This is a genomic window from Bacillus amyloliquefaciens DSM 7 = ATCC 23350, assembly GCF_000196735.1.
Classification (GTDB): domain Bacteria; phylum Bacillota; class Bacilli; order Bacillales; family Bacillaceae; genus Bacillus; species Bacillus amyloliquefaciens.
The window spans coordinates 2,451,516-2,472,645 of record NC_014551.1 but is presented as its reverse complement, the minus strand read 5'-3'; the positions used below and the strand labels follow the sequence as shown (position 1 = coordinate 2,472,645).

Sequence of the window (21,130 nt, the reverse complement as noted above, 5' to 3'; positions counted from 1 at the left end):
AAGGAGGACATCAGGTCAAGATAAGGGTAAGAATTTGGATTGGCAAGCTAGTTTAATGATGAAAGGTGGGTTTTTTGTGTTGAATTTTACCTGGAACGTATTTTCTCAAACAGGAAGTGTTGATACGTACCTTCTTTTTAAAGAACTGGAAAAAGAGAACCTGGAAAGACCCGAAGAACCGGAAGATGAGCTAGCCCGAATTGATTTTCCAATTTTGTAAACCTCTTGGCCCCTCCCATTGTTGGAAGGTGCGGAAATGCTGACAAAATGTGAAGGAATCGTGCTCCGTACGAATGACTACGGAGAGATGAATAAAATCGTGACATTGCTGACGAGGGAACACGGCAAAATCGGCGTTATGGCAAGAGGCGCCAGGAAGTCAGCCAGCCGGCTGTCAGCAGTCAGCCAGCCGTTTTTGTACGGGTCATTTTTAATGCAAAGAACATCCGGACTCGGCACGCTCCAGCAGGGTGAAATGATTCTCAGCATGAGAACGATCAGAGAAGACTTGTTTTTGACGGCATATGCCGCTTTTATCGCTGAACTTACTGACAAAGGAACGGAAGAGAAGAAACCGAACCCCTATTTATTCGAATTGATTCTCGAATCCTTTAAGAGGCTGAATGAAGGGACTGACCCGGACGTGATCACCTTCATCGTTCAGATGAAAATGCTCGGCGTCATGGGACTGTATCCGGAGCTGAATCATTGTGTCCACTGCAAAAGCCGGGACGGGACGTTTCATTTTTCGGTAAGAGATAATGGTTTTATCTGCCACCGCTGCTTTGGAAAGGATCCGTACAAAGTTCCGATTTCGCCGCAAACGGCAAGGCTGCTAAGGCTTTTTTATTACTTTGATATCGGAAGGCTCGGCAGCGTCTCATTAAAACAGGAAACCAAAAACGAACTTAAACGGGTTATCGATCTGTATTATGAGGAATATTCAGGGCTTTATTTAAAGTCTAAACGGTTTTTAGACCAGATGGAAAGCATGAAGCACCTTTTGGATGAAAACAAAAGTTGACATTCTGCCCATCTTTTTATATGATCATTTATTATAAAATATGTTGCAGTGACAGAAAGAAGTACTTGCGTCCAACTCATATAAGCGACCTTAGGACAGTGTAAGCTAAGGATGAGCGCGCAACGAAAGGCATTCTTGAGCAACCCTTTAAAAAGAGGCTGAGTGATTCACATCCTCAGCAACTAGGGTGGAACCGCGGGAGAACTCTCGTCCCTATGTTTGCGGCTGGCAAGCATAGAGACGGGAGTTTTTTGATTGCCGCCGCACTTGTAAAAGAATGGAGAAAGTGGAGGTGCTTGAAATGAACATTCAAGATATGATTTTAACCTTGCAGAAGCACTGGTCGAGTGAAGGCTGTGTGCTCATGCAGGCGTATGATGTGGAGAAAGGCGCAGGCACAATGAGCCCGTATACATTTTTACGGAGCATCGGGCCGGAGCCGTGGAAAGTAGCTTACGTTGAGCCGTCCAGACGGCCTGCGGATGGGCGATACGGAGAAAACCCGAACAGGCTTTATCAGCATCACCAATTCCAAGTCATTATCAAGCCGTCGCCTGATAACATCCAAGAGCTTTACCTAGATTCATTGCGCGCGCTCGGCATTAACCCACTCGAGCATGATATTCGTTTCGTAGAAGACAACTGGGAAAACCCGTCTTTAGGCTGTGCGGGACTCGGCTGGGAAGTATGGCTTGACGGGATGGAAATCACCCAGTTTACGTACTTCCAGCAGGTGGGCGGAATTGAATGTAAACCGGTGTCTGTTGAGATCACGTACGGCATTGAACGTCTTGCGTCTTATATTCAGGATAAAGAAAACGTCTTTGATCTTGAATGGACGTCAGGATTTACAGTGAAGGATTTGTTTATGATGGCTGAATATGAACATTCCGTTTATACTTTTGAAACATCAGATGTGGATATGCTATTCCATTTGTTCAGCACGTATGAAAAAGAAGCGATCAGACAAATGGATAACGGGCTTGTGCATCCGGCCTATGATTATGTGCTGAAATGCTCTCACACATTTAATCTGCTCGATGCAAAAGGCGCGATCTCGGTGACAGAGCGGACGGGTTATATCGGCCGTGTCCGCAACTTAGCGAGAAAAGTAGCAAAAACGTATTATGAAGAACGGGAAAAATTAGGGTTCCCAATGCTTAAAGAGGAGGGCTCTTCCCATGAGTAAACAAGACTTGCTTTTAGAGATCGGACTCGAGGAAATGCCGGCGCGTTTTTTACATGACAGCATGGTGCAGCTCGGTGAAAAGCTGACTGGCTGGCTGGCTGAAAAAAATATCGCTCACGGCGAAGTGAAACTTTTTAATACACCGAGACGTCTGGCAGTATATATAAAAGACGTAGCAGAAAAACAGGCTGATATTCAGGAAGAAGCAAAAGGCCCGGCGAAAAAAATCGCTCTGGATGCTGACGGGAACTGGACCAAAGCCGCTATCGGGTTTTCCAAAGGCCAAGGTGCCGGAGTGGATGACCTGTATATAAAAGACGTAAACGGCACGGAATATGTCTTCGTCCAAAAATTCCAGGCTGGACAAGAGACGAAGACACTTTTACCGCAGCTGGAAAACCTGATTACCGGAATGCATTTCCCTAAAAACATGCGCTGGGGCACACAAGACCTGCGCTATATCCGCCCGATCAAATGGATTGCAGTTCTCTTCGGAAAAGACGTTATTCCGTTTGAGATCACAAATGTAGGGACGGGACGGAACACACAGGGACACCGCTTTCTCGGTGAAGAAGTATCTATTGACGCACCGTCATCATACGAAGAGCTGCTGAAAGAACAGCACGTCATTGCTGATCCGAAAGTACGCAAACAAATGATCCAAAGCCAGCTGGACGCGCTTGCGGCCGATAAGAAATGGAATATTCCGATTGATGAGGATCTGCTTAACGAAGTCAATCAACTTGTGGAATATCCGACAGCGCTTTACGGCTCTTTTGAATCCGAGTTTCTTTCTTTGCCTGAAGAAGTGCTTGTGACAACAATGAAAGAGCATCAGCGCTACTTCCCGGTAAAAGATGAAAACGGGAATCTGCTGCCTCATTTTATTACGGTAAGAAACGGGAACAGCCATGCAATTGAAAATGTTGCCCGCGGAAACGAGAAGGTGCTGAGAGCGAGACTTTCAGATGCTGCGTTCTTCTACAAAGAAGACCAAAAGCTGAACATCGATGCAAACGTGAAGAAACTGGAAAATATCGTTTTCCATGAAGAGCTTGGCTCCCTTGGAGATAAAGTGAGAAGAGCGGCCGCCATTGCGGGCAAACTTGCCGTCCGCCTGAAGGCTGATGAACAGACGCAAAAACTTGTCAAGCGCGCCGCCGAGATTTCTAAATTTGACCTGGTTACACACATGATTTATGAGTTCCCTGAGCTTCAAGGCGTCATGGGAGAAAAATATGCGCGCATGCTCGGCGAAGATGAAGCCGTCGCTGCCGCGGTAAATGAGCACTATATGCCGAGAGCGGCCGGGGGAGACGTGCCTTCAACCTTTACCGGCGCGGTTGTGGCGTTAGCTGATAAACTGGACACGATTGCCTCCTTCTTCAGCATCGACGTGATTCCGACAGGTTCTCAGGATCCGTACGGTTTGCGCCGTCAGGCAAGCGGCATCGTTTCCATTCTGATCGACCGCAACTGGGGCATTTCTTTTAAAGAGCTGCTGTCATTGACAGAAACGGAAAAAGAAAATGAGCTCCTCGATTTCTTTACACAGCGTCTGAAATACGTCTTGAATGCTGAAGACATCCGTCATGACGTTATTGAAGCCGTTCTGGACAGCACTGACCTTGAGCCGTATGCAGCTGTTCATAAGGCAAGAGTGCTTGAGAAACACCTCGGCACACCGGGCTTTAAAGAAACCGCTGAGGCACTGGGACGGGTCATCTCCATCAGCAAAAAAGGCGAGAGCCGCGATATCAAGCCGGATCTGTTTGAAAATGAACAGGAGAAAAAGCTGTTTGACGCTTATCAAAAGACAAAAGACAGCGTCGCGGAAAGCTTTGCCTCCAAAAACTATGAACAGGCGCTTACCGCGCTCAGCGGATTAAAGGAGCCGATCGAAGATTACTTTAATCATACGATGGTAAATGCGGACAATGAAGCATTAAAAACCAACCGTTTAGCGCAAATGACCGCTCTTGCAGATGTGATCAAGTCTTTTGCTAATATGAATCATCTTATTGTAAAATAAAGAAAAAGACGGTTGCTGTGTGATCGGCAATCGTCTTTTCCCCTTTTACATAACATCACAGAATGAAAAACATAGATAAATAAACCCTTCCATAAAGGTGGTGAGTACGATCGAATTAAATAAACGGCAAGAACAAATTTTACAAATTGTAAAGGAAAACGGCCCGATTACCGGAGAGCATATTGCAGAACAGCTCAATTTAACGAGAGCCACACTGCGGCCGGACTTGGCCATACTCACCATGTCAGGCTTCTTAGAGGCCCGTCCGCGGGTCGGTTATTTTTATACGGGGAAAACGGGAAATCAGCTGCTTGCCGATAAACTGAAAAAGCTGCAAGTGAAAGATTTTCAATCCATTCCTGTCGTCATCAATGAAAATGTCTCGGTATACGATGCCATCTGCACCATGTTTTTAGAAGATGTCGGCACGTTATTTGTCGTAGATCGTGATGCTGTCTTAGTCGGTGTGCTGTCACGCAAAGATTTGCTGCGGGCGAGCATCGGCCAGCAGGAACTTGCCTCAATACCGGTTCATATTATTATGACAAGAATGCCGAATATCGCCGTCTGCCGGCGTGACGATTATGTGATGGACATCGCCAAGTTTTTAATTGAAAAACAGATCGATGCCCTGCCCGTTATTAAAGATACGGATAAAGGCTTTGAGGTCATCGGCCGGTTTACGAAAACGAATATGACCAAGATACTTGTCAGTTTATCAGAAAATGAAATCATATAAGCTTGAAAACTAACGGGGGGATAACATGGACAATCGCATCATTTACGTAGTATCAGACTCAGTCGGAGAAACCGCCGAACTCGTTGTAAAAGCCTCGCTCAGCCAGTTTAACGGCTCAGCCGATGATACGCATATCAGAAGAATACCTTACGTGGAAGATATCGGCACCATCAATGAAGTCGTGTCTCTCGCCAAAGCGGACGGCGGCATTATTTGTTTTACGCTCGTTGTTCCTGAAATCCGCAAATACTTAGTTGAACAAGCGGAAAAAGCGAATGTGCTGTATTACGATATTATCGGTCCGCTCATCGATAAAATGGAAACGGCCTACGGTCTGACGGCGAAATATGAACCGGGCCGCGTCCGCCAGCTTGATGAAGATTATTTCAAAAAGGTCGAGGCGATCGAGTTTGCCGTCAAATATGACGATGGCAGGGACCCAAGAGGCATTTTAAAAGCCGATATCATCCTGCTCGGAGTATCCAGAACGTCTAAAACCCCATTATCTCAATATCTTGCCCATAAGCGTCTGAAAGTGGCCAACGTGCCGATCGTTCCTGAAGTCGATCCGCCGGAAGAACTGTTCAGCGTTGATCCGAAAAAATGCATCGGTTTAAAAATCAGTCCTGATAAACTGAACCATATTCGAAAAGAACGGTTAAAATCTCTCGGCTTAAACGACAAAGCCATTTACGCCAACATCAACAGAATTAAAGAAGAGCTGGAGTATTTCGAGAAAATCGTGGCCCGGATCGGCTGCCAAGTCGTTGATGTTTCGAATAAAGCGGTCGAGGAAACAGCGAACATCATTCATCATCTAAAAACAAAGGGCCGATAACTCAGGACGCTTTATCCTGGGTTTTTGGGTATGCAAATAGGGAATAAACAAAAAGGATGGCATCTTCGCGAAGTTTGTATTATAATAAAAAATTGTGATAAAATGTTTATTTTTAGGTTTAAGCTTAGTGTGATACGAATAAACTATTACGAGTAAGATGTCAAGAATAACTCCCGGAAATTTTTCGACAAAGACAAAAATAGATCCGCAGTCATGGAGCATATGCGATTTCGCTTGTTTTTATGCAGGAGATTGATGGAGGGATGGAGAATTAGTCTTCTAAATGAAAAAGAAAAGACGATTTTTGTCGATGCAGACGCATGCCCCGTAAAAGAGGAAATATTGCTCATTGCATCGCAATTCAGCGTTCGGGTTATTTTCGTCGCATCATTTGAACACTACCAGCTTTCCAGAAGCAAAAACGAGAACTGGATATACGTTGATCCTCATAAAGAAGCGGCAGATTTATATATCGCAAACCATGTGAGATCGGGAGACATCGTAGTCACGCAGGATATCGGTTTGGCATCCCTTTTGCTGAACAGAAATATTGCCGTCTTATCGGAAAGGGGCCGTTCTTATACCGAAGACACGATTGACTTCGCTCTGATGAGCCGTCATATGTCGGGCAAAATGAGAAGAAGCGGCATCCATTCCAAAGGACCTAAAAAATTAAATAAAGAAGATCGGAATCGATTTGTTACCCTGCTTAAAAAAATCCTGTCGAATGATGAAGGGATTTCAAATCAAAACATCGAATAATGTACGACGGAGTGTTATAAGATGGGAAACCGCATACCAGATGAAGTAGTTAATCAGGTGCAGCAGTCAGCAGACATTGTTGAAGTCATAGGTGATTATGTCCAATTGAAAAAGCAAGGCCGCAACTACTTTGGGCTCTGCCCGTTTCACGGTGAAAACACGCCCTCGTTTTCCGTCTCCAGCGATAAGCAGATCTTTCATTGCTTCGGGTGCGGAGCGGGCGGGAACGTTTTCTCTTTTTTACGGCAGATGGAAGGCTATTCATTTACGGAAGCTGTTTCTCACCTTGCGGATAAATATCAGATTGATTTCCCTGATGATATAACGATTCACTCTGCATCCAGGCCGGAATCTTCCGGAGAGCACAAGATGGCGGAAGCTCACGAGCTCCTGAAGAAATTTTACCATCATTTGCTAATGAATACAAAGGAAGGCCAGGAAGCGTTAGATTACCTTTTATCAAGGGGTTTTACGAAAGAGCTCATAGATGAGTTTGAAATCGGCTACGCGCTGGATTCTTGGGATTTCATGACGAAGTTCTTGAAAAAGCGCGGTTTTGAGGAAGAACAGATGGAAAAAGCGGGTCTGTTGATCAGAAGGGAAGACGGCAGCGGGTATTTTGACCGTTTCAGAAACAGAATTATGTTTCCCATTCATGATCATCACGGAGCCGTGGCGGCTTTTTCAGGGAGGGCGCTCGGAAGCCAGCAGCCGAAATATATGAACAGTCCGGAAACGCCGCTGTTTCATAAATCTAAGCTGCTGTATAACTTCCATAAGGCGCGCCTGCCGATCAGGAAAGAGGAGAGAGCCGTTCTGTTTGAAGGCTTCGCGGATGTCATATCCGCCGTCAGCTCAGGCGTAAAAGAAAGCATCGCCACCATGGGGACGTCGCTCACCGAAGAGCATGTGAAAATCCTCAGAAGAAATGTTCAGGAGGTCATTCTCTGCTACGATTCGGATAAAGCCGGGTATGAGGCTACGCTGAAAGCGGCCGGCCTGCTGCAGAAAGCTGATTGTAAGGTAAGAGTATGCATGATGCCTGACGGGCTTGACCCTGATGATTATATCAGAACCCGGGGCGGAGAAAAATTCAAGACCGATATCATTGATGCAAGCGTTACGGTCATGGCCTTTAAAATGCAATATTTCCGCAAAGGGAAAAACTTATCTGATGAAGGAGACCGGCTTGCTTACATGAAAGAAGTGCTGAAAGAAATCAGCGCACTTTCCGGGTCGCTTGAGCAGGAAATGTATGTGAAGCAGCTCGCCTCCGAATTTTCTCTTTCGGTAGAATCTCTGACCGAACAGCTTTCCATCTATGCCAGACAAAACGCCCCCGGCGACAAAAACGCCGAACCGCAGACAAGACGGGCCCGGGTGACGACAAAAGCGAAACGGCGCCGTCTCCGTCCCGCCTATGAGAATGCGGAAAGGCTTCTTCTCGCTCATATGCTGAGAGACAGAAACGTCATCAAGAAAGTGATTGAACGTGTCGGCTTTGAATTTAACATTGACGGACATCGTGCGCTGGCAGCATATCTGTACGCTGTTTATGAAGAGGGCGCTGAAATGACGCCGCAGCATCTTATGGCGAGAATGCAGGATGAGGAAATCAGCCAGCTGCTTTCAGATATAGGGATGCTCCAAGTGAACGAGGAGCTCTCAGAGGCCGAGTTATCCGATTACGTAAAAAAAGTGTTGGATCACCGAAAATGGTCAATGATAAAGGAAAAAGAAGCAGAAAGAGCGGATGCAGAGCGGCAGAAAGACTTTGTGAAAGCTGCGTCTCTGGCTCAAGAAATTGTCGCATTGAACCGATCATTAAAATAACATCAAAAAAGAGGCTCGCGTTCTCATTGGCAATGATTCCTTGCGGAGGAGCAAATAGATCGCTTAACCTCATCATGAATTGTCATTTATTATCTGCTGCCCTGCATGCTGAAAAAGAAAGAAAGCTCCCGGGACGGATAAGAAACATACCGCTTTTAGAATTCGTTGCAAGCTTTGGAAGGAGGGATCCATAATGGCTGATAAACAAACCCACGAGACAGAAACAGAACTTACACTGGATCAGGTAAAAGACCAGCTGACTGAAACTGGAAAAAAACGTGGCGTTTTAACATATGAAGAAATTGCTGAACGCATGTCCAGCTTTGAAATTGAATCAGACCAAATGGATGAGTATTATGAATTTTTAGGAGAACAAGGTGTTGAATTAATTAGTGAAAATGAAGAAACAGAAGATCCTAATATTCAACAGCTTGCCAAAGCCGAAGAAGAATTTGACCTTAATGACCTCAGCGTACCGCCTGGCGTAAAGATCAATGATCCAGTCCGCATGTACCTCAAGGAAATCGGACGGGTAAATCTTCTTTCTGCTAAAGAAGAAATCACCTACGCTCAAAAAATTGAAGAGGGTGACGAGGAATCTAAACGCAGATTGGCTGAAGCAAACCTTCGTTTAGTTGTCAGCATTGCTAAACGGTATGTCGGCCGCGGCATGCTTTTCTTAGACTTAATCCAAGAAGGAAACATGGGTCTCATGAAAGCCGTCGAAAAGTTTGACTACCGTAAAGGATATAAATTCAGTACGTATGCAACTTGGTGGATCAGACAGGCGATTACACGCGCCATCGCTGACCAGGCGAGAACGATTCGTATCCCTGTTCACATGGTGGAAACCATCAACAAATTAATCCGTGTGCAGCGTCAGCTTCTTCAGGATCTGGGCAGAGAGCCGACACCGGAAGAGATTGCTGAAGACATGGATCTTACGCCTGAAAAAGTCCGTGAAATATTAAAAATTGCCCAAGAGCCTGTTTCTTTAGAAACGCCGATCGGTGAGGAAGACGATTCACATCTCGGTGATTTCATCGAAGACCAGGAAGCGACGTCTCCGTCGGATCATGCGGCATATGAGCTTTTGAAAGAACAGCTGGAAGACGTGCTGGATACGTTGACGGATCGTGAAGAAAACGTGCTGCGTCTCCGTTTCGGTCTGGATGACGGACGCACAAGAACGCTGGAAGAAGTCGGCAAAGTGTTTGGAGTAACGAGAGAGCGTATTCGCCAAATTGAAGCAAAAGCGCTTCGCAAATTGAGACATCCGAGCAGAAGCAAACGTCTGAAGGATTTTCTCGAATAGAATGGAACGGGTCTGTTGATCCGTTCTTTTTTATGTATAAGATATATGGATAATATACCTTTATTTTACTGGATAAGCATTTGTTTTGCAAATGAGTTCGGAAAAATGCGGCATGTCCTTTTAAGGGGGATAATGAGATAAGTTTATTTATATTCCTTATTGTAAGCGTATACAATTCATTATACAATAGAATAAAGATAATTTTGGATAAACAAAACAGTTATTTTTGTTTTATGTATAAATTGTGAAATCAGTGAAATGGCTTAATGAGACCATTTACATTTTGTAAAAATAAGTTAGAATTAGAAGTGTTTACATAGGGGGAGAATGAAAAAAGGGGGATGGAGATATGAAGTGGAATCCGCTGATTCCTTTTTTGCTCATTGCAGTTCTGGGAATAGGGCTGACTTTCTTTCTGTCAGTGAAAGGAAATGGAGATGCGCATCAGATCGCAAGCGGCGGTGAAAGCAAAAATGCCGAAAAGGAAACTGCAAACGCTTCACCTGAAGAAATTTATAAAGCGAACTGCATCACCTGTCACGGGGAAAACTATGAAGGTGTCTCAGGGCCGAACTTAAAAGGCGTCGGCAAAAGAAAAGATGTCGCTGCGATTAAAACAAGAATTGAAAAGGGCGGCAACGGGATGCCTGCAGGCCTTGTTCCGGCCGAAAAGCTGGATGACATGGCAAAATGGGTTTCTAAGATTAAATAAAATTTTACCGGTCCCTATATAAAAGACATATGAAAAACTCTATCCGCCGCTTGGATTCCGGGCGGTTTTTTTATATGATAGTAAAGGAAAAAGAACCTGAGAAAAGTTGTGATATTGTGAATGAAATGAAGTTATCTAAAAGATTGCAGTCTGTAGCGGAATATATCCCTCCGGGTGCCCTGGTTGCTGATATCGGGTCAGACCATGCGTATCTTCCTTGCTATGCCGTTTTGAATCATTTAGCGAGCCGCGCAATTGCCGGTGAAATTACAGACGGGCCGTTTCTATCCGCCAAACAGCAGGTGGAAAAACTGGACTTAAGCACTCTTATCTCCGTAAGGAAAGGTGACGGGCTGAGCGTCCTTGAAAAGGGAGAAGCGGGCGCCATTACAATTGCGGGCATGGGCGGAGCGCTGATCGCTCATATTTTGGAGTCCGGAAAAACAAAACTGACGGGGCGTGAACGGCTGATTCTGCAGCCGAATATTCATGCCGTTCATATAAGAGAGTGGCTTTATCAGGAAGGCTATGAACTGATTGATGAAGTGATCCTTGAAGAAGACGGAAAGTGTTATGAAATACTCGTCGCGGAAACCGGCGACCGTGATGCACCTTATCGGGACATCTCGATGGCTGCCGGAATGCTTGCCGGTCCGTTTTTGTTAAAAGAGAAGAATGAAGTGTTTCTTCGGAAATGGAGCCAGGAACTTAAGCATACTGAACAAATTTATGAACAGATCAGCCGCAGCGCAAAGCATGAAAACCAAGAAAAATTAGCTGAGCTGAAAGAGCGGATCTCTCTGCTGAAGGAGGTAATCGGACATGCCTAAACATGTAAACGGACAGGAAATCATCCAGCTGTTTGAACAATTTTCACCGAAGGCTTTTGCGGTGGAAGGAGACAAAATCGGTCTGCAGATCGGCACATTGAATAAGCCGGTGAAAAACGTCATGGTGACGCTGGATGTTCTGGAACAAACGGTGGATGAAGCTATTGAGAAAAAGGTTGACTTAATTATCGCTCACCATCCGCCGATTTTTCGGCCGCTTAAACAGATCACCACTGATCAGCCCGGCGGAAGACTGATTGAGAAATGTATAAAGCATGATATTGCCGTATATGCGGCTCATACGAATCTTGATGTGGCGGACGGCGGAGTTAACGATCTGCTTGCGGAAGCTCTCGGCCTGACAGATACGGAAGTGCTCGTCCCGACATATTCGGACCCGCTGAAAAAGCTTGCCGTGTTTGTCCCGAAAGACTATGAAGAAGCTGTCAGAACCGCACTTGGCAATGCAGGAGCGGGACATATCGGCAATTACAGCCATTGCGCGTTTTCTTCTGAGGGAATCGGCAGCTTTAAGCCTCTGGACGGAGCGGACCCGTTTATCGGACAGACGGGAGAATTGGAACTCGTTCATGAAGTGAGACTTGAGACCATTTTTCCGGCAAGTATGGAGAAAGCCGTCGTAAAAGCGCTGAAAAAAAGCCATCCGTATGAAGAGGTGGCGTATGATATTTATCCGGTGGAGCAGTCTCCGCTTGAAAAAGGGCTCGGCCGCATCGGAAAACTTCAGCAGGACATGACGCTTGAAGAGTTTGCGCTGTTTGTAAAAGAGAAGTTTGACGTTAACGGAGTCCGGATGGTCGGAGAGCGAAACAGCAAGGTGAAAAAAGTCGCAGTGCTTGGCGGAGACGGAAATAAATATATTTATCAGGCAAAGCGGAAGGGTGCAGATGTTTATGTGACGGGCGACCTTTATTTTCATGTAGCGCATGACGCGATGATGATGGGGTTAAACGTCGTGGATCCTGGGCATTACGCTGAAAAGATCATGAGAAAAGGCACAGCAGAGAAGCTTACGGCAATGGCCGGAGAGAAAAACTATGACGTGCGTATTTTCGCTTCCGAAACAGATACAAATCCATTTGCCTTCTTATAAAAAAACTGAGGCCGCGGCCTCAGTTTTTTATTTTTACTTTTGGAAGGATTTTTTTGAGCGGCACATTGTGCTCAAGCTGCCATGTAGACTCATCGTTATGGTCGAACTGCTCTAAAAAGCGGATTACTTCCTTTGTAATCGGTGTCGGTGTTGACGCGCCTGCGGTAACGGCGACGGTATTGACGTCTTTCAGCCATTCGAGCTTCAGTTCACTGATGTCACCGATGCGATAGGCTTTTGTTCCGGCGATTTCTTCCGACACTTGAGCCAGTCTGTTGGAGTTATTGCTTTTCGGATCGCCGACAACAATGGTTAAGTCCGCTTTTTTTGCCTGCTCTGATACAGCTTCTTGACGAACCTGTGTGGCCAGGCAGATTTCCTGATGATATTCCACGTGCGGATACTTTTCTTTGACTGATTCCATAATATCATGGACGTCCCACTGGGACATTGTCGTTTGGTTAGTAACGATTAATTTTTCAGCCTGAATATCGAGGTTTCTCACGTCTTCCTCTGTTTCAACGAGATGAACGATTTCAGGGGCGACGCCGACGGCTCCTTCAGGCTCAGGGTGGCCTTTTTTGCCGATATAAATGACGTGATAGCCTTCCGCTTTTACTTTTCGGATTAAGTCATGTGTTTTTGTGACGTCCGGGCATGTGGCGTCAATCGTAACAAGCCCTTTTTCCTCAGCGGCTTTTCTTACTTCCGGAGATACTCCGTGAGCCGTGAAAATAACGGTTCCTTTTTCAATCTGCTTTAAAATCTCCAGACGGTTTGTGCCGTCAAGCGTGTAAATGCCGTCTTCTTCAAACGCATCTGTGACATGCTTATTGTGAACGATCATTCCGAGTATATATATAGGTCTTGGCAGTGTTTTATCGAGTGACGCGTTTTTGGCTATGACCATGGCATCAACAACGCCGTAACAATAGCCGCGCGGCGAGATTTTGATAACGTCCAATGTAGATGTCCTCCTATCAAAAGTGAGTGTAGAGGCAATATAAAAAGCCGTAGTTAAACGGCTTAAATCTTGCATTCTTCTGATCTCATTATAGCTAATCTTTCGTGAGATATCAAAGAATGTTAAATATATAATTTCGGTTTTGATCTGCCCGATGTTCTTTTTGGACGCGGCCGTTCTTCTGATTTTGCTTCAGCGTCATCTTTTTCTTTTGAAGCGGATGCTTTTTCAGACGTTTTCTTTGACGTTTTAGACGAGGCGTCTGATTTGTTTTCATCTTCTGTTTCGTCTGTTTTTTCAGCTTCATCCTTTTTGTCTTGTTCGTCTGTTTCTTTTGTCTCGTCAGATTTATTCTCATCTTTATCTTCTGTCTCATCATCGTTGCTGCTTAACTGACTGTAAAGCTTCATCATGGCGGGCAGATTCCGTACTAAAGGGCCGTACTGCTGGATCATCGGCGTAACCTGCTGCGCCACGCCCAGCACCTTCTGGACGTTGCCGAGCATGCTCGACAGGGATGCCGGACTTGCCAGACTCTGAATCCCCTGCAATCCCTGCAGTCCGGCGCCTGCTCCTCCGCTGGCCGCTGTCGGAGCGGACGCGGCAGCGCTTCCTCCTGAACCGGGTAAAAAACGGGAAAGCATTCCTTTTAAGCCCCCTCCGCCTGTGCCTGCGTTTCTCAGGCCTGCTCCTGCAATCTGCTGCTGAGGGAATAACTGCCGGCCCTGCTGCATCAGCTGCCGGCCCGGCAATGACGGTCTGCCTCCCATCATCATACGCGGATTCATCAACGGCCGGCCCTGCTGCGCCATATTTCTCATCGGCTGCTGTGGAAACATACTTGTACCTCCTTTCTGTCTCTCTGCTATTACAATATGCATCGGAGGGGGCATTTGCTTTTCTATCTCGAAAACAGGATTCCCCCAAGACATGGTGTTTTTAAGTGAAATCGGTTATAATGTGATGATGGACACAGAATGTGCCGCTTTAAGGAGCTGGGAAAAATGAAAGAAACTAAATTTGATGGATACAACTTAAAACCGTTTATTATAGATGCAGTTCACCGCCTTGGTTTTTATGAACCGACAGATATTCAAAAGAGGCTGATACCTGCTGTATTGAAAAACGAAAGCGTCATCGGGCAGTCCCAAACGGGAACGGGAAAAACCCACGCCTATTTATTGCCTATCCTGAATCGGATTGATCCGGGTTCTGATACGGTACAGGCTGTTATCACAGCGCCGACGAGAGAGCTTGCCAATCAGATTTATCAGGAAGCGCTTAAAATCACACAGGGTGCAGAAGACGAGCAGATCCGGACAAAATGCTTTATCGGCGGAACGGACAAGCAAAAATCGATTGATAAGCTGAAAACACAGCCTCATCTCGTCGTCGGAACTCCGGGCCGGATTGCGGATCTGATTAAGGCGCAGGCATTGAACGTCTATAAAGCGCAGTCTCTCGTCATTGACGAAGCTGATCTGATGCTTGATTTGGGGTTTTTGGAAGACGTTGATTACATCGGGTCGCGTATGCCGGAAGAACTTCAGATGCTTGTTTTCTCAGCTACGATTCCGGAAAAGCTGAAGCCGTTTTTGAAAAAGTATATGGAAAATCCGAAATACGCGCATGTTGAGCCGAAAAGAATCACAGCCGAAAAGATTGAACATGTTTTGGTTCCTTCTAAACAGCGTGATAAAGACAAGCTGCTTTTTGATATGATGTCTAATCTGAATCCGTATTTGGGCATTGTGTTTGCAAATACGAAAAACACTGCTGACCATATTGCGAAATACCTGACTGAAAAAGGCATGAGAATCGGCCTTCTGCACGGGGGATTAACGCCGCGTGAGCGTAAAAAGGTAATGAAGCAGATTAATGATCTGGAGTTCACTTATGTCATTGCGACAGACCTTGCGGCAAGAGGAATTGACATTAAAGGCGTAAGCCATGTCATCAACTACGAGCTTCCGGACGATCTGGATTTTTATGTTCACCGCGTAGGAAGAACAGCGCGCGCCGGCTCATCAGGCCAAGCACTGACCATTTATGAGCTTTCTGACGAAGATGCGCTCGTAAGACTCGAGAAGATGGGCATTGAGTTTGCTTATGCGGAGCTTGTAAACGGAGAATGGAAAAAAGGCGATGACCGCCACCGCCGCAAGAAACGTAAAAAGACGGAAAATGAGGCAGACCAAATTGCGAAGCGCCTTGTGAAAAAGCCGAAAAAAGTAAAACCGGGCTATAAAAAGAAAATGAGCTATGAAATGGAAAAAATCAGAAGAAAACAGAGAAGAAACCAATCTAACAAAGGGAAGTAGGGGGAATCGGGTTGCTGAAAATAGGTTCACACGTCTCAATGAGCGGAAAACATATGCTCCTTGCCGCAAGCAAGGAAGCCGTTTCGTACGGGGCGAACACATTTATGATATATACGGGCGCTCCCCAAAATACGCGCCGCAAAAAAATTGAAGACTTGAATATTGAAGCGGGCCGCGCCCATATGAAGGAAAACGGCATCGACGAGATTGTCGTGCATGCGCCATATATCATTAACATCGGAAATACGACTAATCCGGCAACGTTTGAGCTGGGCGTTGATTTTCTCCGTTCTGAAATTGAAAGAACGGCAGCGATCGGCGCGAAACAGATCGTGCTTCATCCAGGGGCGCATGTCGGTGCCGGGGCTGAAACGGGCATCAAAAAAATCATTGAAGGATTAAACGAAGTGATTGATCCGGATCAAAGCGTGCAGATCGCGCTGGAGACAATGGCGGGAAAAGGGTCAGAATGCGGAAGAAGCTTTGAAGAGCTTGCCGAGATCATTGCGGGCGTTACACATAATGAACATCTTTCCGTCTGCTTTGACACTTGCCATACGCATGATGCAGGATATGATGTTGCCAATGATTTTGACGGTGTTCTCAATGAGTTTGATAAAATCGTCGGCATCGACCGGATAAAAGTCCTTCATGTGAACGACAGTAAAAATATCAGGGGAGCCCGGAAAGACCGTCATGAAAATATCGGGTTCGGTGAGATCGGTTTTAACGCGCTGCAGTACATTGTTCATCACGAGCAGCTGGCCGATATTCCGAAAATCCTTGAAACACCGTATGTGGGCGAAGACAAAAAAAATAAGAAGCCGCCATACCGTTTTGAAATCGAAATGCTGAAAGAAAAGCAATTTGATAAGGAGCTTCTTGAAAAAATATTAGCTCAATAAGAAGAAGGAGGGGAATTCACCCCTCCTTTTTTTACCCTGAGAATTGATTGAAAAGTTCGTCAACTTTCCGTTCCGTTTCTTTTGAGGTTATCGTTTCCACTTTTTTCAGCAGGCGCAGCCGCTCCTGTTCGTCAAAAATATTGATGTTTTTTCCGTGCATCAGAGCCGCTACCTCAGCCGCTTGACTTCTCGTAATGCTGATTCCGTATTGCTTGGAATATTTCAGGAGATCGTCCGCAGTGACTTGATTGAGCCGCTGCAAAATAATTCTTTGTATTAAAATCATCGATACTTTCACCTCTTTAAATATAATGTATTGAGCAAATCATTAAAATGTTACAGCTTTTAATGGTAAAATGAAGTTGCTTACTGTTTAAAATAGTTATTAAAGGAAAGGAGATTTTATGACCCCAAATAAACAGCATAAAAGAGAGTCATTTTTACACTTTATCTTCAGGGTCATCTTGATTCTGGTCGGAGCGGGCTCAGCCGCCGCAAGTATTGAATTGTTTCTGGTCCCAAATAATGTGATCGACGGAGGAATTATCGGTGTTTCATTAATTTTAGACCACCTCTTTATGTCCAATCCCATCCTCAATTTCGCCTTATTCGTTGTGTTACTCAACATTCCATTTATGATTTTCGGGTATAAATATATCGGAAAAACATTTCTCATCTCTACGGTTATCGGGATCGTCGGTTTAGCGCTGATTGAATCCTCATTGCATCATGTGGAGGCCATTACGACCCAGCCTATTTTGGCGACGGTATTCGGGGGGCTTTTGCTCGGTTTCGGGGTAGGCCTTGTCATCCGAAACGGAGGCTCGATGGACGGTACTGAGATCCTCGGTATCCTTCTCACAAAAAAGCTGCCCTTTTCAGTCGGAGAATTCGTTATGCTCATTAATGTGTTTATTTTTATTTGGGCCGGTTTTGTATACGGGCCGGAGCAGGCGATGTATTCTTTCATGACTTATTATATTGCCATGAAGACGATTGACGCCGTCATCCAGGGTCTTGATGAAACGAAAGCGGTCATTATTGTAGCCGACCAGTACGCGGAAATTTCAGACGCGATTTTGCACCGGCTTGGACGGGGCACCACCAAGCTTCAGGGAAAAGGCGGATATACGGATGAATCCAAAGAAGTCATTTACGCGGTCGTGACAAGGCTTGAAGTGACAAAATTGAAATCCATTGTGTTTGAAATTGATAAAAACGCATTTATTACGATCATGAATACACATGAAACGAGGGGCGGTAAGTTCAAAACCGCGATTCACTAGGCTTTCATTTACTTTTCATCATTTTATAGGTATAATTTTATACAGCATAGGAAAATGGCCTGCTGTTCAGACAGCTGCCATTTTCTTTTTGGAGCGATACCGTGATGTAAAGGGGAGGTCCTCATGAACGTACAAGAAGCGTTGAACCTGCTGAAAGAAAAAGGGTATAAATATACGAGTAAGCGAGAAGACATGCTGCAGCTTTTTGCTGATTCTGATAAATATCTGACCGCCAAAAACGTGCTTGCCGCATTAAATGACGACTACCCGGGTCTGAGCTTTGATACCATATACAGAAATCTTTCTTTATATGAAGAACTCGGCATTTTGGAAACAACGGAGCTTTCCGGGGAAAAACTGTTCCGTTTTACATGCTCTTATACTCACCACCATCACCATTTTATCTGTTTAACCTGCGGGAAAACGAAGGAAATTGAGTCCTGTCCGATGGATAAGCTTCACGATAATTTGGAAGGGTATGACATCAGCGGTCATAAATTTGAAATTTACGGCACCTGTCCGGCGTGCCGATAAAAAAACCTCCTGTATAAGCAGGAGGTTTTTTTCAGCTTTTGACATGCTGAAGGCTGTGTTTGTTTTTATTGATCCAGGCGACGGCTTCAAGCCAATTCCGCACCCTGATAATATTGGAATCGATGGGGAGCTGATTGTAAGGGGAATCAAAAAGGATAACCGGAATGCCCGCTTCTTTTGCGATCATTGTCGCGTTGCCGTGGTGATCTTCAAAAAACAGATCGATGCCGTGTTTTTTGACGGCCTCCACTTTGTGATGGCCTCCGACAAGCTCAATGTGATCATAATGAATGTCCCGGTTTGCAAACCAGTCCAGCGTTACATCTTCTAAGTGGCCGCGTCTTGCCGTTATGTAAATGAGACGATGTTCTTCTTTCAGCCCGTCCAGCGCTTGCTTGGCAAATTCCGCGAGCTTTGCTTCTTTATATATGACTGCTTCATGAACATTCATCCATTCCCAAAATTCCTCGGTTGTAATGTTCAAAAGCTTAGTCAGATCATAATCAGTCATATCATCCAAAGTAATAGAAAGATGAAATGAGCGGTTTAAATAAGGGACAAATGTATCCTGTGCCGTAACCGTGCCGTCAATATCTATACCTAACCGTAACATGTCCACACTCCTATATTTTCATCCCTTCAAGTGTAACATAAACAATTAACAATACCAGCAAAGTTTAGCAAACATGATTCCGTAAAAAACGCGGAAACTAAAAAAGCTCCATTCATAAAAGAAAAAGGGGGAATTGAAGGTGGCATACGATTACGAAAATCGAAAAGGCAACGACTACTATGTGGATCATGGATCGGAAGGAACGGATATCACGCGTGATGTTTATTCAGAAGAAACAGCGGCTGAAATTGCAGAGCCATATCGCGCTTCTGACCGGACAGCAGACCGCGATGATAACCGGGACGGAGTAAGTGAAGGCCGGGGGATAGGGTATGCAGCATTGGCTATTTCTATCATTTCCCTGTTTGTGCTCCCTGTTTTATTAGGAGCATGCGGCATTATCGTCGGCTATATCGCCAGAAGAAGAGGAGCAGGCGCTTTAGGCGGATGGGCGATGGGAATCGGTATAGTTTCCCTTGTGCTGGGCATATTCATTACACCGTTTTTCTAAAACACAAAAAAAAGCTTGGCGGAATATCCGTCAAGCTTTTTGTGTGTCTTGTTCTGCTTTGGCTTTTTCCGCCTCAAGCTTTGCGTAGTGTTCTTCTGCCAGCTTGTCGATTTCTTTTTTCAGCTCTTCGACCATTGTTTCTTCAGGGACTTTGCGGACGATTTGGCCTTTGCGGAAAAGCAGTCCTTCGCCGCGCGCTCCGGCAATACCGATATCGGCTTCTCTCGCTTCGCCTGGTCCGTTAACGGCGCATCCGAGAACGGCTACTTTAATCGGCGCTTTTACTTTTGAAATGTATTCTTCCACTTCGTTTGCGATGCTGATGAGATCAATTTCGATCCGTCCGCATGTCGGGCATGAAATAAGCGTAGCCGCGTTTGAAGCGAGACCGAACGATTTCAGCAGCTCTCTGGCTACTTTTACTTCTTCAACCGGGTCAGCGCTCAGAGAGATCCGGAGCGTGTTTCCGATTCCTTTGCTTAAAATCGCTCCGAGTCCGGCCGCGCTTTTTACCGTACCGGCAAACAGCGTGCCTGATTCTGTAATTCCGAGGTGGAGCGGATAATCAAATGCTTTTGACGCTTTTTCGTATGCTTCTATGGCGAGATTGACGTCAGACGCTTTCATACTGACGATGATGTCGTGGAAATCAAGATCTTCCAGGATTTTAATGTGATGAAGCGCGCTCTCAACCATTCCGTCAGCAGTCGGGTAGCCGTACTTTTCCAAAATGCGTTTTTCCAATGATCCTGCATTTACGCCGATCCGGATCGGAATTCCTTTTTCTTTCGCCGCTTTTACGACGGCTTCCACTTTTTCGCGCCGGCCGATGTTTCCCGGGTTGATTCTGATTTTGTCGGCGCCGCCCTCGATTGCTTTTAAGGCAAGCTTGTAATCAAAATGAATATCGACAACGAGAGGGATCGAAATTCTTTTTTTGATGTCGGCAATCGCGTCAGCTGCGCGTTCGTCAGGGCATGCAACCCGGACAATTTGGCAGCCGGCTTCGGCTAATCGGTTGATTTCCGCTACTGTTGCTTCTACGTCGTGTGTTTTGGTCGTCGTCATACTCTGAATGACGACTTCGTTATTTCCGCCTATTGTTAAAGGTCCCACTGTGACGGGACGCGTTTTTGTACGATGTGTGATTTCACTCACTTGTCAATCGCTCCTTAATTGTAGTTACCGCTTTTGAGGCAGAGCCTTTTACATGTCAGGCAACTTCTATTTACATGTTATATTGTAACAGTGTATTTGCCGAACTGACAAGAAATTAACGTTTAATTACGGTAGACGGGGAATTTATAAGCGGTGCCTGCCTGAATGGCGTTTGCTTTTACATTCGGATTCAGCGTTTCAAAATCTTGCGCAATATCTTCCGGCGCTTTATGTGCGCCGACTATCGACATCACCGTATCACCTTTTTTGACCGTAACCGTTCTGTATGATGCTTCCTGTTTTGCAGGCTGAGCCGCCGCCGCTGCGTATGCAGGAAGGTCTTGAGCAGGGATTGTCCCGATTTTCAGATCGTAAAAGATAATAAATATCACAAATAAACTGCCGAATAAAAAAGTAAGCCGCTTCATTCCAACCGCCTCCCGCATACAT

The 21,130-nt window shown here is 45.4% G+C and carries 23 protein-coding genes; 17 read left to right on the top strand and 6 right to left on the bottom strand.

The window, feature by feature from the left end:
- Positions 1 to 76 precede the first annotated feature (76 nt).
- The 12 genes from BAMF_RS40850 to BAMF_RS32695 all read left to right on the top strand — a co-directional run bounded on the left by BAMF_RS40850 (position 77) and on the right by BAMF_RS32695 (position 12,388).
- Positions 77 to 220 carry a YqzL family protein gene (locus BAMF_RS40850; protein WP_007408286.1) on the top strand — a complete coding sequence of 48 codons (144 nt, stop codon included), beginning with the start codon at positions 77 to 79 and terminating at the stop codon, positions 218 to 220.
- Between the two features lie 36 nt (positions 221 to 256).
- Positions 257 to 1,024 (top strand): DNA repair protein RecO, encoded by a 768-nt coding sequence (gene recO / locus BAMF_RS32745; RefSeq protein WP_013352918.1) that lies wholly within the window; start codon positions 257 to 259, stop codon positions 1,022 to 1,024.
- Positions 1,025 to 1,325: 301 nt separating this feature from the next.
- Positions 1,326 to 2,213, top strand: a complete 888-nt coding sequence (gene glyQ / locus BAMF_RS32740; protein WP_013352917.1) for a glycine--tRNA ligase subunit alpha — start codon at positions 1,326 to 1,328, stop codon at positions 2,211 to 2,213.
- The gene (glyS, locus tag BAMF_RS32735) at positions 2,206 to 4,245 is read left to right on the top strand and encodes a glycine--tRNA ligase subunit beta (protein ID WP_013352916.1); all 2,040 of its coding nucleotides are present in this window, start codon (positions 2,206 to 2,208) and stop codon (positions 4,243 to 4,245) included. The genes glyQ and glyS overlap by 8 nt, the downstream gene beginning before the upstream one ends.
- A gap of 100 nt (positions 4,246 to 4,345) precedes the next feature.
- The gene (ccpN, locus tag BAMF_RS32730) at positions 4,346 to 4,984 is read left to right on the top strand and encodes a transcriptional regulator CcpN (protein WP_014470676.1); all 639 of its coding nucleotides are present in this window, start codon (positions 4,346 to 4,348) and stop codon (positions 4,982 to 4,984) included.
- Between the two features lie 25 nt (positions 4,985 to 5,009).
- Positions 5,010 to 5,822: a pyruvate, water dikinase regulatory protein gene (locus BAMF_RS32725; protein ID WP_013352914.1), complete on the top strand. Its 813-nt coding sequence runs from the start codon at positions 5,010 to 5,012 to the stop codon at positions 5,820 to 5,822.
- Positions 5,823 to 6,077: 255 nt separating this feature from the next.
- On the top strand, positions 6,078 to 6,584 hold the full coding sequence (locus tag BAMF_RS32720) for a YaiI/YqxD family protein (protein ID WP_013352913.1): 507 nt from the start codon (positions 6,078 to 6,080) through the stop codon (positions 6,582 to 6,584).
- A gap of 21 nt (positions 6,585 to 6,605) precedes the next feature.
- Positions 6,606 to 8,417 (top strand): DNA primase, encoded by a 1,812-nt coding sequence (gene dnaG, locus BAMF_RS32715; RefSeq protein ID WP_013352912.1) that lies wholly within the window; start codon positions 6,606 to 6,608, stop codon positions 8,415 to 8,417.
- Positions 8,418 to 8,610: 193 nt separating this feature from the next.
- Positions 8,611 to 9,732 carry an RNA polymerase sigma factor RpoD gene (gene rpoD, locus BAMF_RS32710; RefSeq protein WP_013352911.1) on the top strand — a complete coding sequence of 374 codons (1,122 nt, stop codon included), beginning with the start codon at positions 8,611 to 8,613 and terminating at the stop codon, positions 9,730 to 9,732.
- A gap of 349 nt (positions 9,733 to 10,081) precedes the next feature.
- The gene (cccA, locus tag BAMF_RS32705; protein ID WP_013352910.1) at positions 10,082 to 10,444 is read left to right on the top strand and encodes a cytochrome c550; all 363 of its coding nucleotides are present in this window, start codon (positions 10,082 to 10,084) and stop codon (positions 10,442 to 10,444) included.
- A gap of 125 nt (positions 10,445 to 10,569) precedes the next feature.
- Positions 10,570 to 11,274 (top strand): tRNA (adenine(22)-N(1))-methyltransferase, encoded by a 705-nt coding sequence (locus BAMF_RS32700; RefSeq protein ID WP_088030688.1) that lies wholly within the window; start codon positions 10,570 to 10,572, stop codon positions 11,272 to 11,274.
- On the top strand, positions 11,267 to 12,388 hold the full coding sequence (locus BAMF_RS32695) for a Nif3-like dinuclear metal center hexameric protein (RefSeq protein ID WP_013352908.1): 1,122 nt from the start codon (positions 11,267 to 11,269) through the stop codon (positions 12,386 to 12,388). Before BAMF_RS32700 ends, BAMF_RS32695 begins: the two co-directional genes overlap by 8 nt.
- Before the next feature lie 19 nt (positions 12,389 to 12,407).
- Here BAMF_RS32695 and BAMF_RS32690 read toward each other — a convergent pair whose 3' ends face one another.
- The gene (locus tag BAMF_RS32690; RefSeq protein ID WP_013352907.1) at positions 12,408 to 13,352 is read right to left on the bottom strand and encodes a 4-hydroxy-3-methylbut-2-enyl diphosphate reductase; all 945 of its coding nucleotides are present in this window, start codon (positions 13,350 to 13,352) and stop codon (positions 12,408 to 12,410) included.
- A 122-nt stretch (positions 13,353 to 13,474) separates the two neighbouring features.
- On the bottom strand, positions 13,475 to 14,191 hold the full coding sequence (vrrA, locus tag BAMF_RS32685) for a VrrA/YqfQ family protein (protein WP_013352906.1): 717 nt from the start codon (positions 14,189 to 14,191) through the stop codon (positions 13,475 to 13,477).
- A 165-nt stretch (positions 14,192 to 14,356) separates the two neighbouring features.
- Here vrrA and BAMF_RS32680 point away from each other — a divergent pair, with 165 nt between their 5' ends.
- Together BAMF_RS32680 and BAMF_RS32675 are read left to right on the top strand one after the other, a co-directional pair.
- The gene (locus tag BAMF_RS32680; RefSeq protein WP_013352905.1) at positions 14,357 to 15,673 is read left to right on the top strand and encodes a DEAD/DEAH box helicase; all 1,317 of its coding nucleotides are present in this window, start codon (positions 14,357 to 14,359) and stop codon (positions 15,671 to 15,673) included.
- An 11-nt stretch (positions 15,674 to 15,684) separates the two neighbouring features.
- Entirely contained in the window at positions 15,685 to 16,578 is an 894-nt protein-coding gene (locus BAMF_RS32675; protein WP_013352904.1) for a deoxyribonuclease IV, read from the top strand.
- A gap of 31 nt (positions 16,579 to 16,609) precedes the next feature.
- Here the strand turns inward: BAMF_RS32675 and BAMF_RS32670 are convergent, their stop codons facing one another.
- Positions 16,610 to 16,864, bottom strand: coding sequence for a DUF2624 domain-containing protein (locus tag BAMF_RS32670; RefSeq protein ID WP_013352903.1), 255 nt, complete (start codon positions 16,862 to 16,864; stop codon positions 16,610 to 16,612).
- Positions 16,865 to 16,982: 118 nt separating this feature from the next.
- Here BAMF_RS32670 and BAMF_RS32665 point away from each other — a divergent pair, with 118 nt between their 5' ends.
- Together BAMF_RS32665 and BAMF_RS32660 are read left to right on the top strand one after the other, a co-directional pair.
- On the top strand, positions 16,983 to 17,864 hold the full coding sequence (locus BAMF_RS32665) for a YitT family protein (RefSeq protein ID WP_013352902.1): 882 nt from the start codon (positions 16,983 to 16,985) through the stop codon (positions 17,862 to 17,864).
- A 123-nt stretch (positions 17,865 to 17,987) separates the two neighbouring features.
- Positions 17,988 to 18,398 carry a Fur family transcriptional regulator gene (locus BAMF_RS32660; protein WP_013352901.1) on the top strand — a complete coding sequence of 137 codons (411 nt, stop codon included), beginning with the start codon at positions 17,988 to 17,990 and terminating at the stop codon, positions 18,396 to 18,398.
- Positions 18,399 to 18,429: 31 nt separating this feature from the next.
- Here the strand turns inward: BAMF_RS32660 and BAMF_RS32655 are convergent, their stop codons facing one another.
- The gene (locus BAMF_RS32655) at positions 18,430 to 19,011 is read right to left on the bottom strand and encodes a nucleotidase (protein ID WP_013352900.1); all 582 of its coding nucleotides are present in this window, start codon (positions 19,009 to 19,011) and stop codon (positions 18,430 to 18,432) included.
- Between the two features lie 133 nt (positions 19,012 to 19,144).
- Here BAMF_RS32655 and BAMF_RS32650 point away from each other — a divergent pair, with 133 nt between their 5' ends.
- Entirely contained in the window at positions 19,145 to 19,522 is a 378-nt protein-coding gene (locus BAMF_RS32650) for a DUF308 domain-containing protein (RefSeq protein WP_088030541.1), read from the top strand.
- 30 nt (positions 19,523 to 19,552) lie between these two features.
- Here BAMF_RS32650 and ispG read toward each other — a convergent pair whose 3' ends face one another.
- Positions 19,553 to 20,671 (bottom strand): flavodoxin-dependent (E)-4-hydroxy-3-methylbut-2-enyl-diphosphate synthase, encoded by a 1,119-nt coding sequence (gene ispG / locus BAMF_RS32645; RefSeq protein WP_172800832.1) that lies wholly within the window; start codon positions 20,669 to 20,671, stop codon positions 19,553 to 19,555.
- A 131-nt stretch (positions 20,672 to 20,802) separates the two neighbouring features.
- Positions 20,803 to 21,108: a LysM peptidoglycan-binding domain-containing protein gene (locus BAMF_RS32640; RefSeq protein ID WP_013352897.1), complete on the bottom strand. Its 306-nt coding sequence runs from the start codon at positions 21,106 to 21,108 to the stop codon at positions 20,803 to 20,805.
- Positions 21,109 to 21,130 lie beyond the last annotated feature (22 nt).

Coding starts and splice junctions, on each gene's coding strand:
- glyQ (WP_013352917.1), top strand. CDS start 1,326: ATGAACATTCAAGATATGATTTTAACCTTGCAGAAGCACTGGTCGAGT.
- vrrA (WP_013352906.1), bottom strand. CDS start 14,191: ATGTTTCCACAGCAGCCGATGAGAAATATGGCGCAGCAGGGCCGGCCG.
- dnaG (WP_013352912.1), top strand. CDS start 6,606: ATGGGAAACCGCATACCAGATGAAGTAGTTAATCAGGTGCAGCAGTCA.
- cccA (WP_013352910.1), top strand. CDS start 10,082: ATGAAGTGGAATCCGCTGATTCCTTTTTTGCTCATTGCAGTTCTGGGA.
- BAMF_RS32660 (WP_013352901.1), top strand. CDS start 17,988: ATGAACGTACAAGAAGCGTTGAACCTGCTGAAAGAAAAAGGGTATAAA.
- BAMF_RS32695 (WP_013352908.1), top strand. CDS start 11,267: ATGCCTAAACATGTAAACGGACAGGAAATCATCCAGCTGTTTGAACAA.
- BAMF_RS32720 (WP_013352913.1), top strand. CDS start 6,078: ATGGAGGGATGGAGAATTAGTCTTCTAAATGAAAAAGAAAAGACGATT.
- BAMF_RS32665 (WP_013352902.1), top strand. CDS start 16,983: ATGACCCCAAATAAACAGCATAAAAGAGAGTCATTTTTACACTTTATC.
- BAMF_RS32700 (WP_088030688.1), top strand. CDS start 10,570: ATGAAGTTATCTAAAAGATTGCAGTCTGTAGCGGAATATATCCCTCCG.
- BAMF_RS32640 (WP_013352897.1), bottom strand. CDS start 21,108: ATGAAGCGGCTTACTTTTTTATTCGGCAGTTTATTTGTGATATTTATT.
- BAMF_RS32655 (WP_013352900.1), bottom strand. CDS start 19,011: ATGTTACGGTTAGGTATAGATATTGACGGCACGGTTACGGCACAGGAT.
- glyS (WP_013352916.1), top strand. CDS start 2,206: ATGAGTAAACAAGACTTGCTTTTAGAGATCGGACTCGAGGAAATGCCG.
- recO (WP_013352918.1), top strand. CDS start 257: ATGCTGACAAAATGTGAAGGAATCGTGCTCCGTACGAATGACTACGGA.
- BAMF_RS32725 (WP_013352914.1), top strand. CDS start 5,010: ATGGACAATCGCATCATTTACGTAGTATCAGACTCAGTCGGAGAAACC.
- BAMF_RS32670 (WP_013352903.1), bottom strand. CDS start 16,864: ATGATTTTAATACAAAGAATTATTTTGCAGCGGCTCAATCAAGTCACT.
- rpoD (WP_013352911.1), top strand. CDS start 8,611: ATGGCTGATAAACAAACCCACGAGACAGAAACAGAACTTACACTGGAT.
- BAMF_RS32680 (WP_013352905.1), top strand. CDS start 14,357: ATGAAAGAAACTAAATTTGATGGATACAACTTAAAACCGTTTATTATA.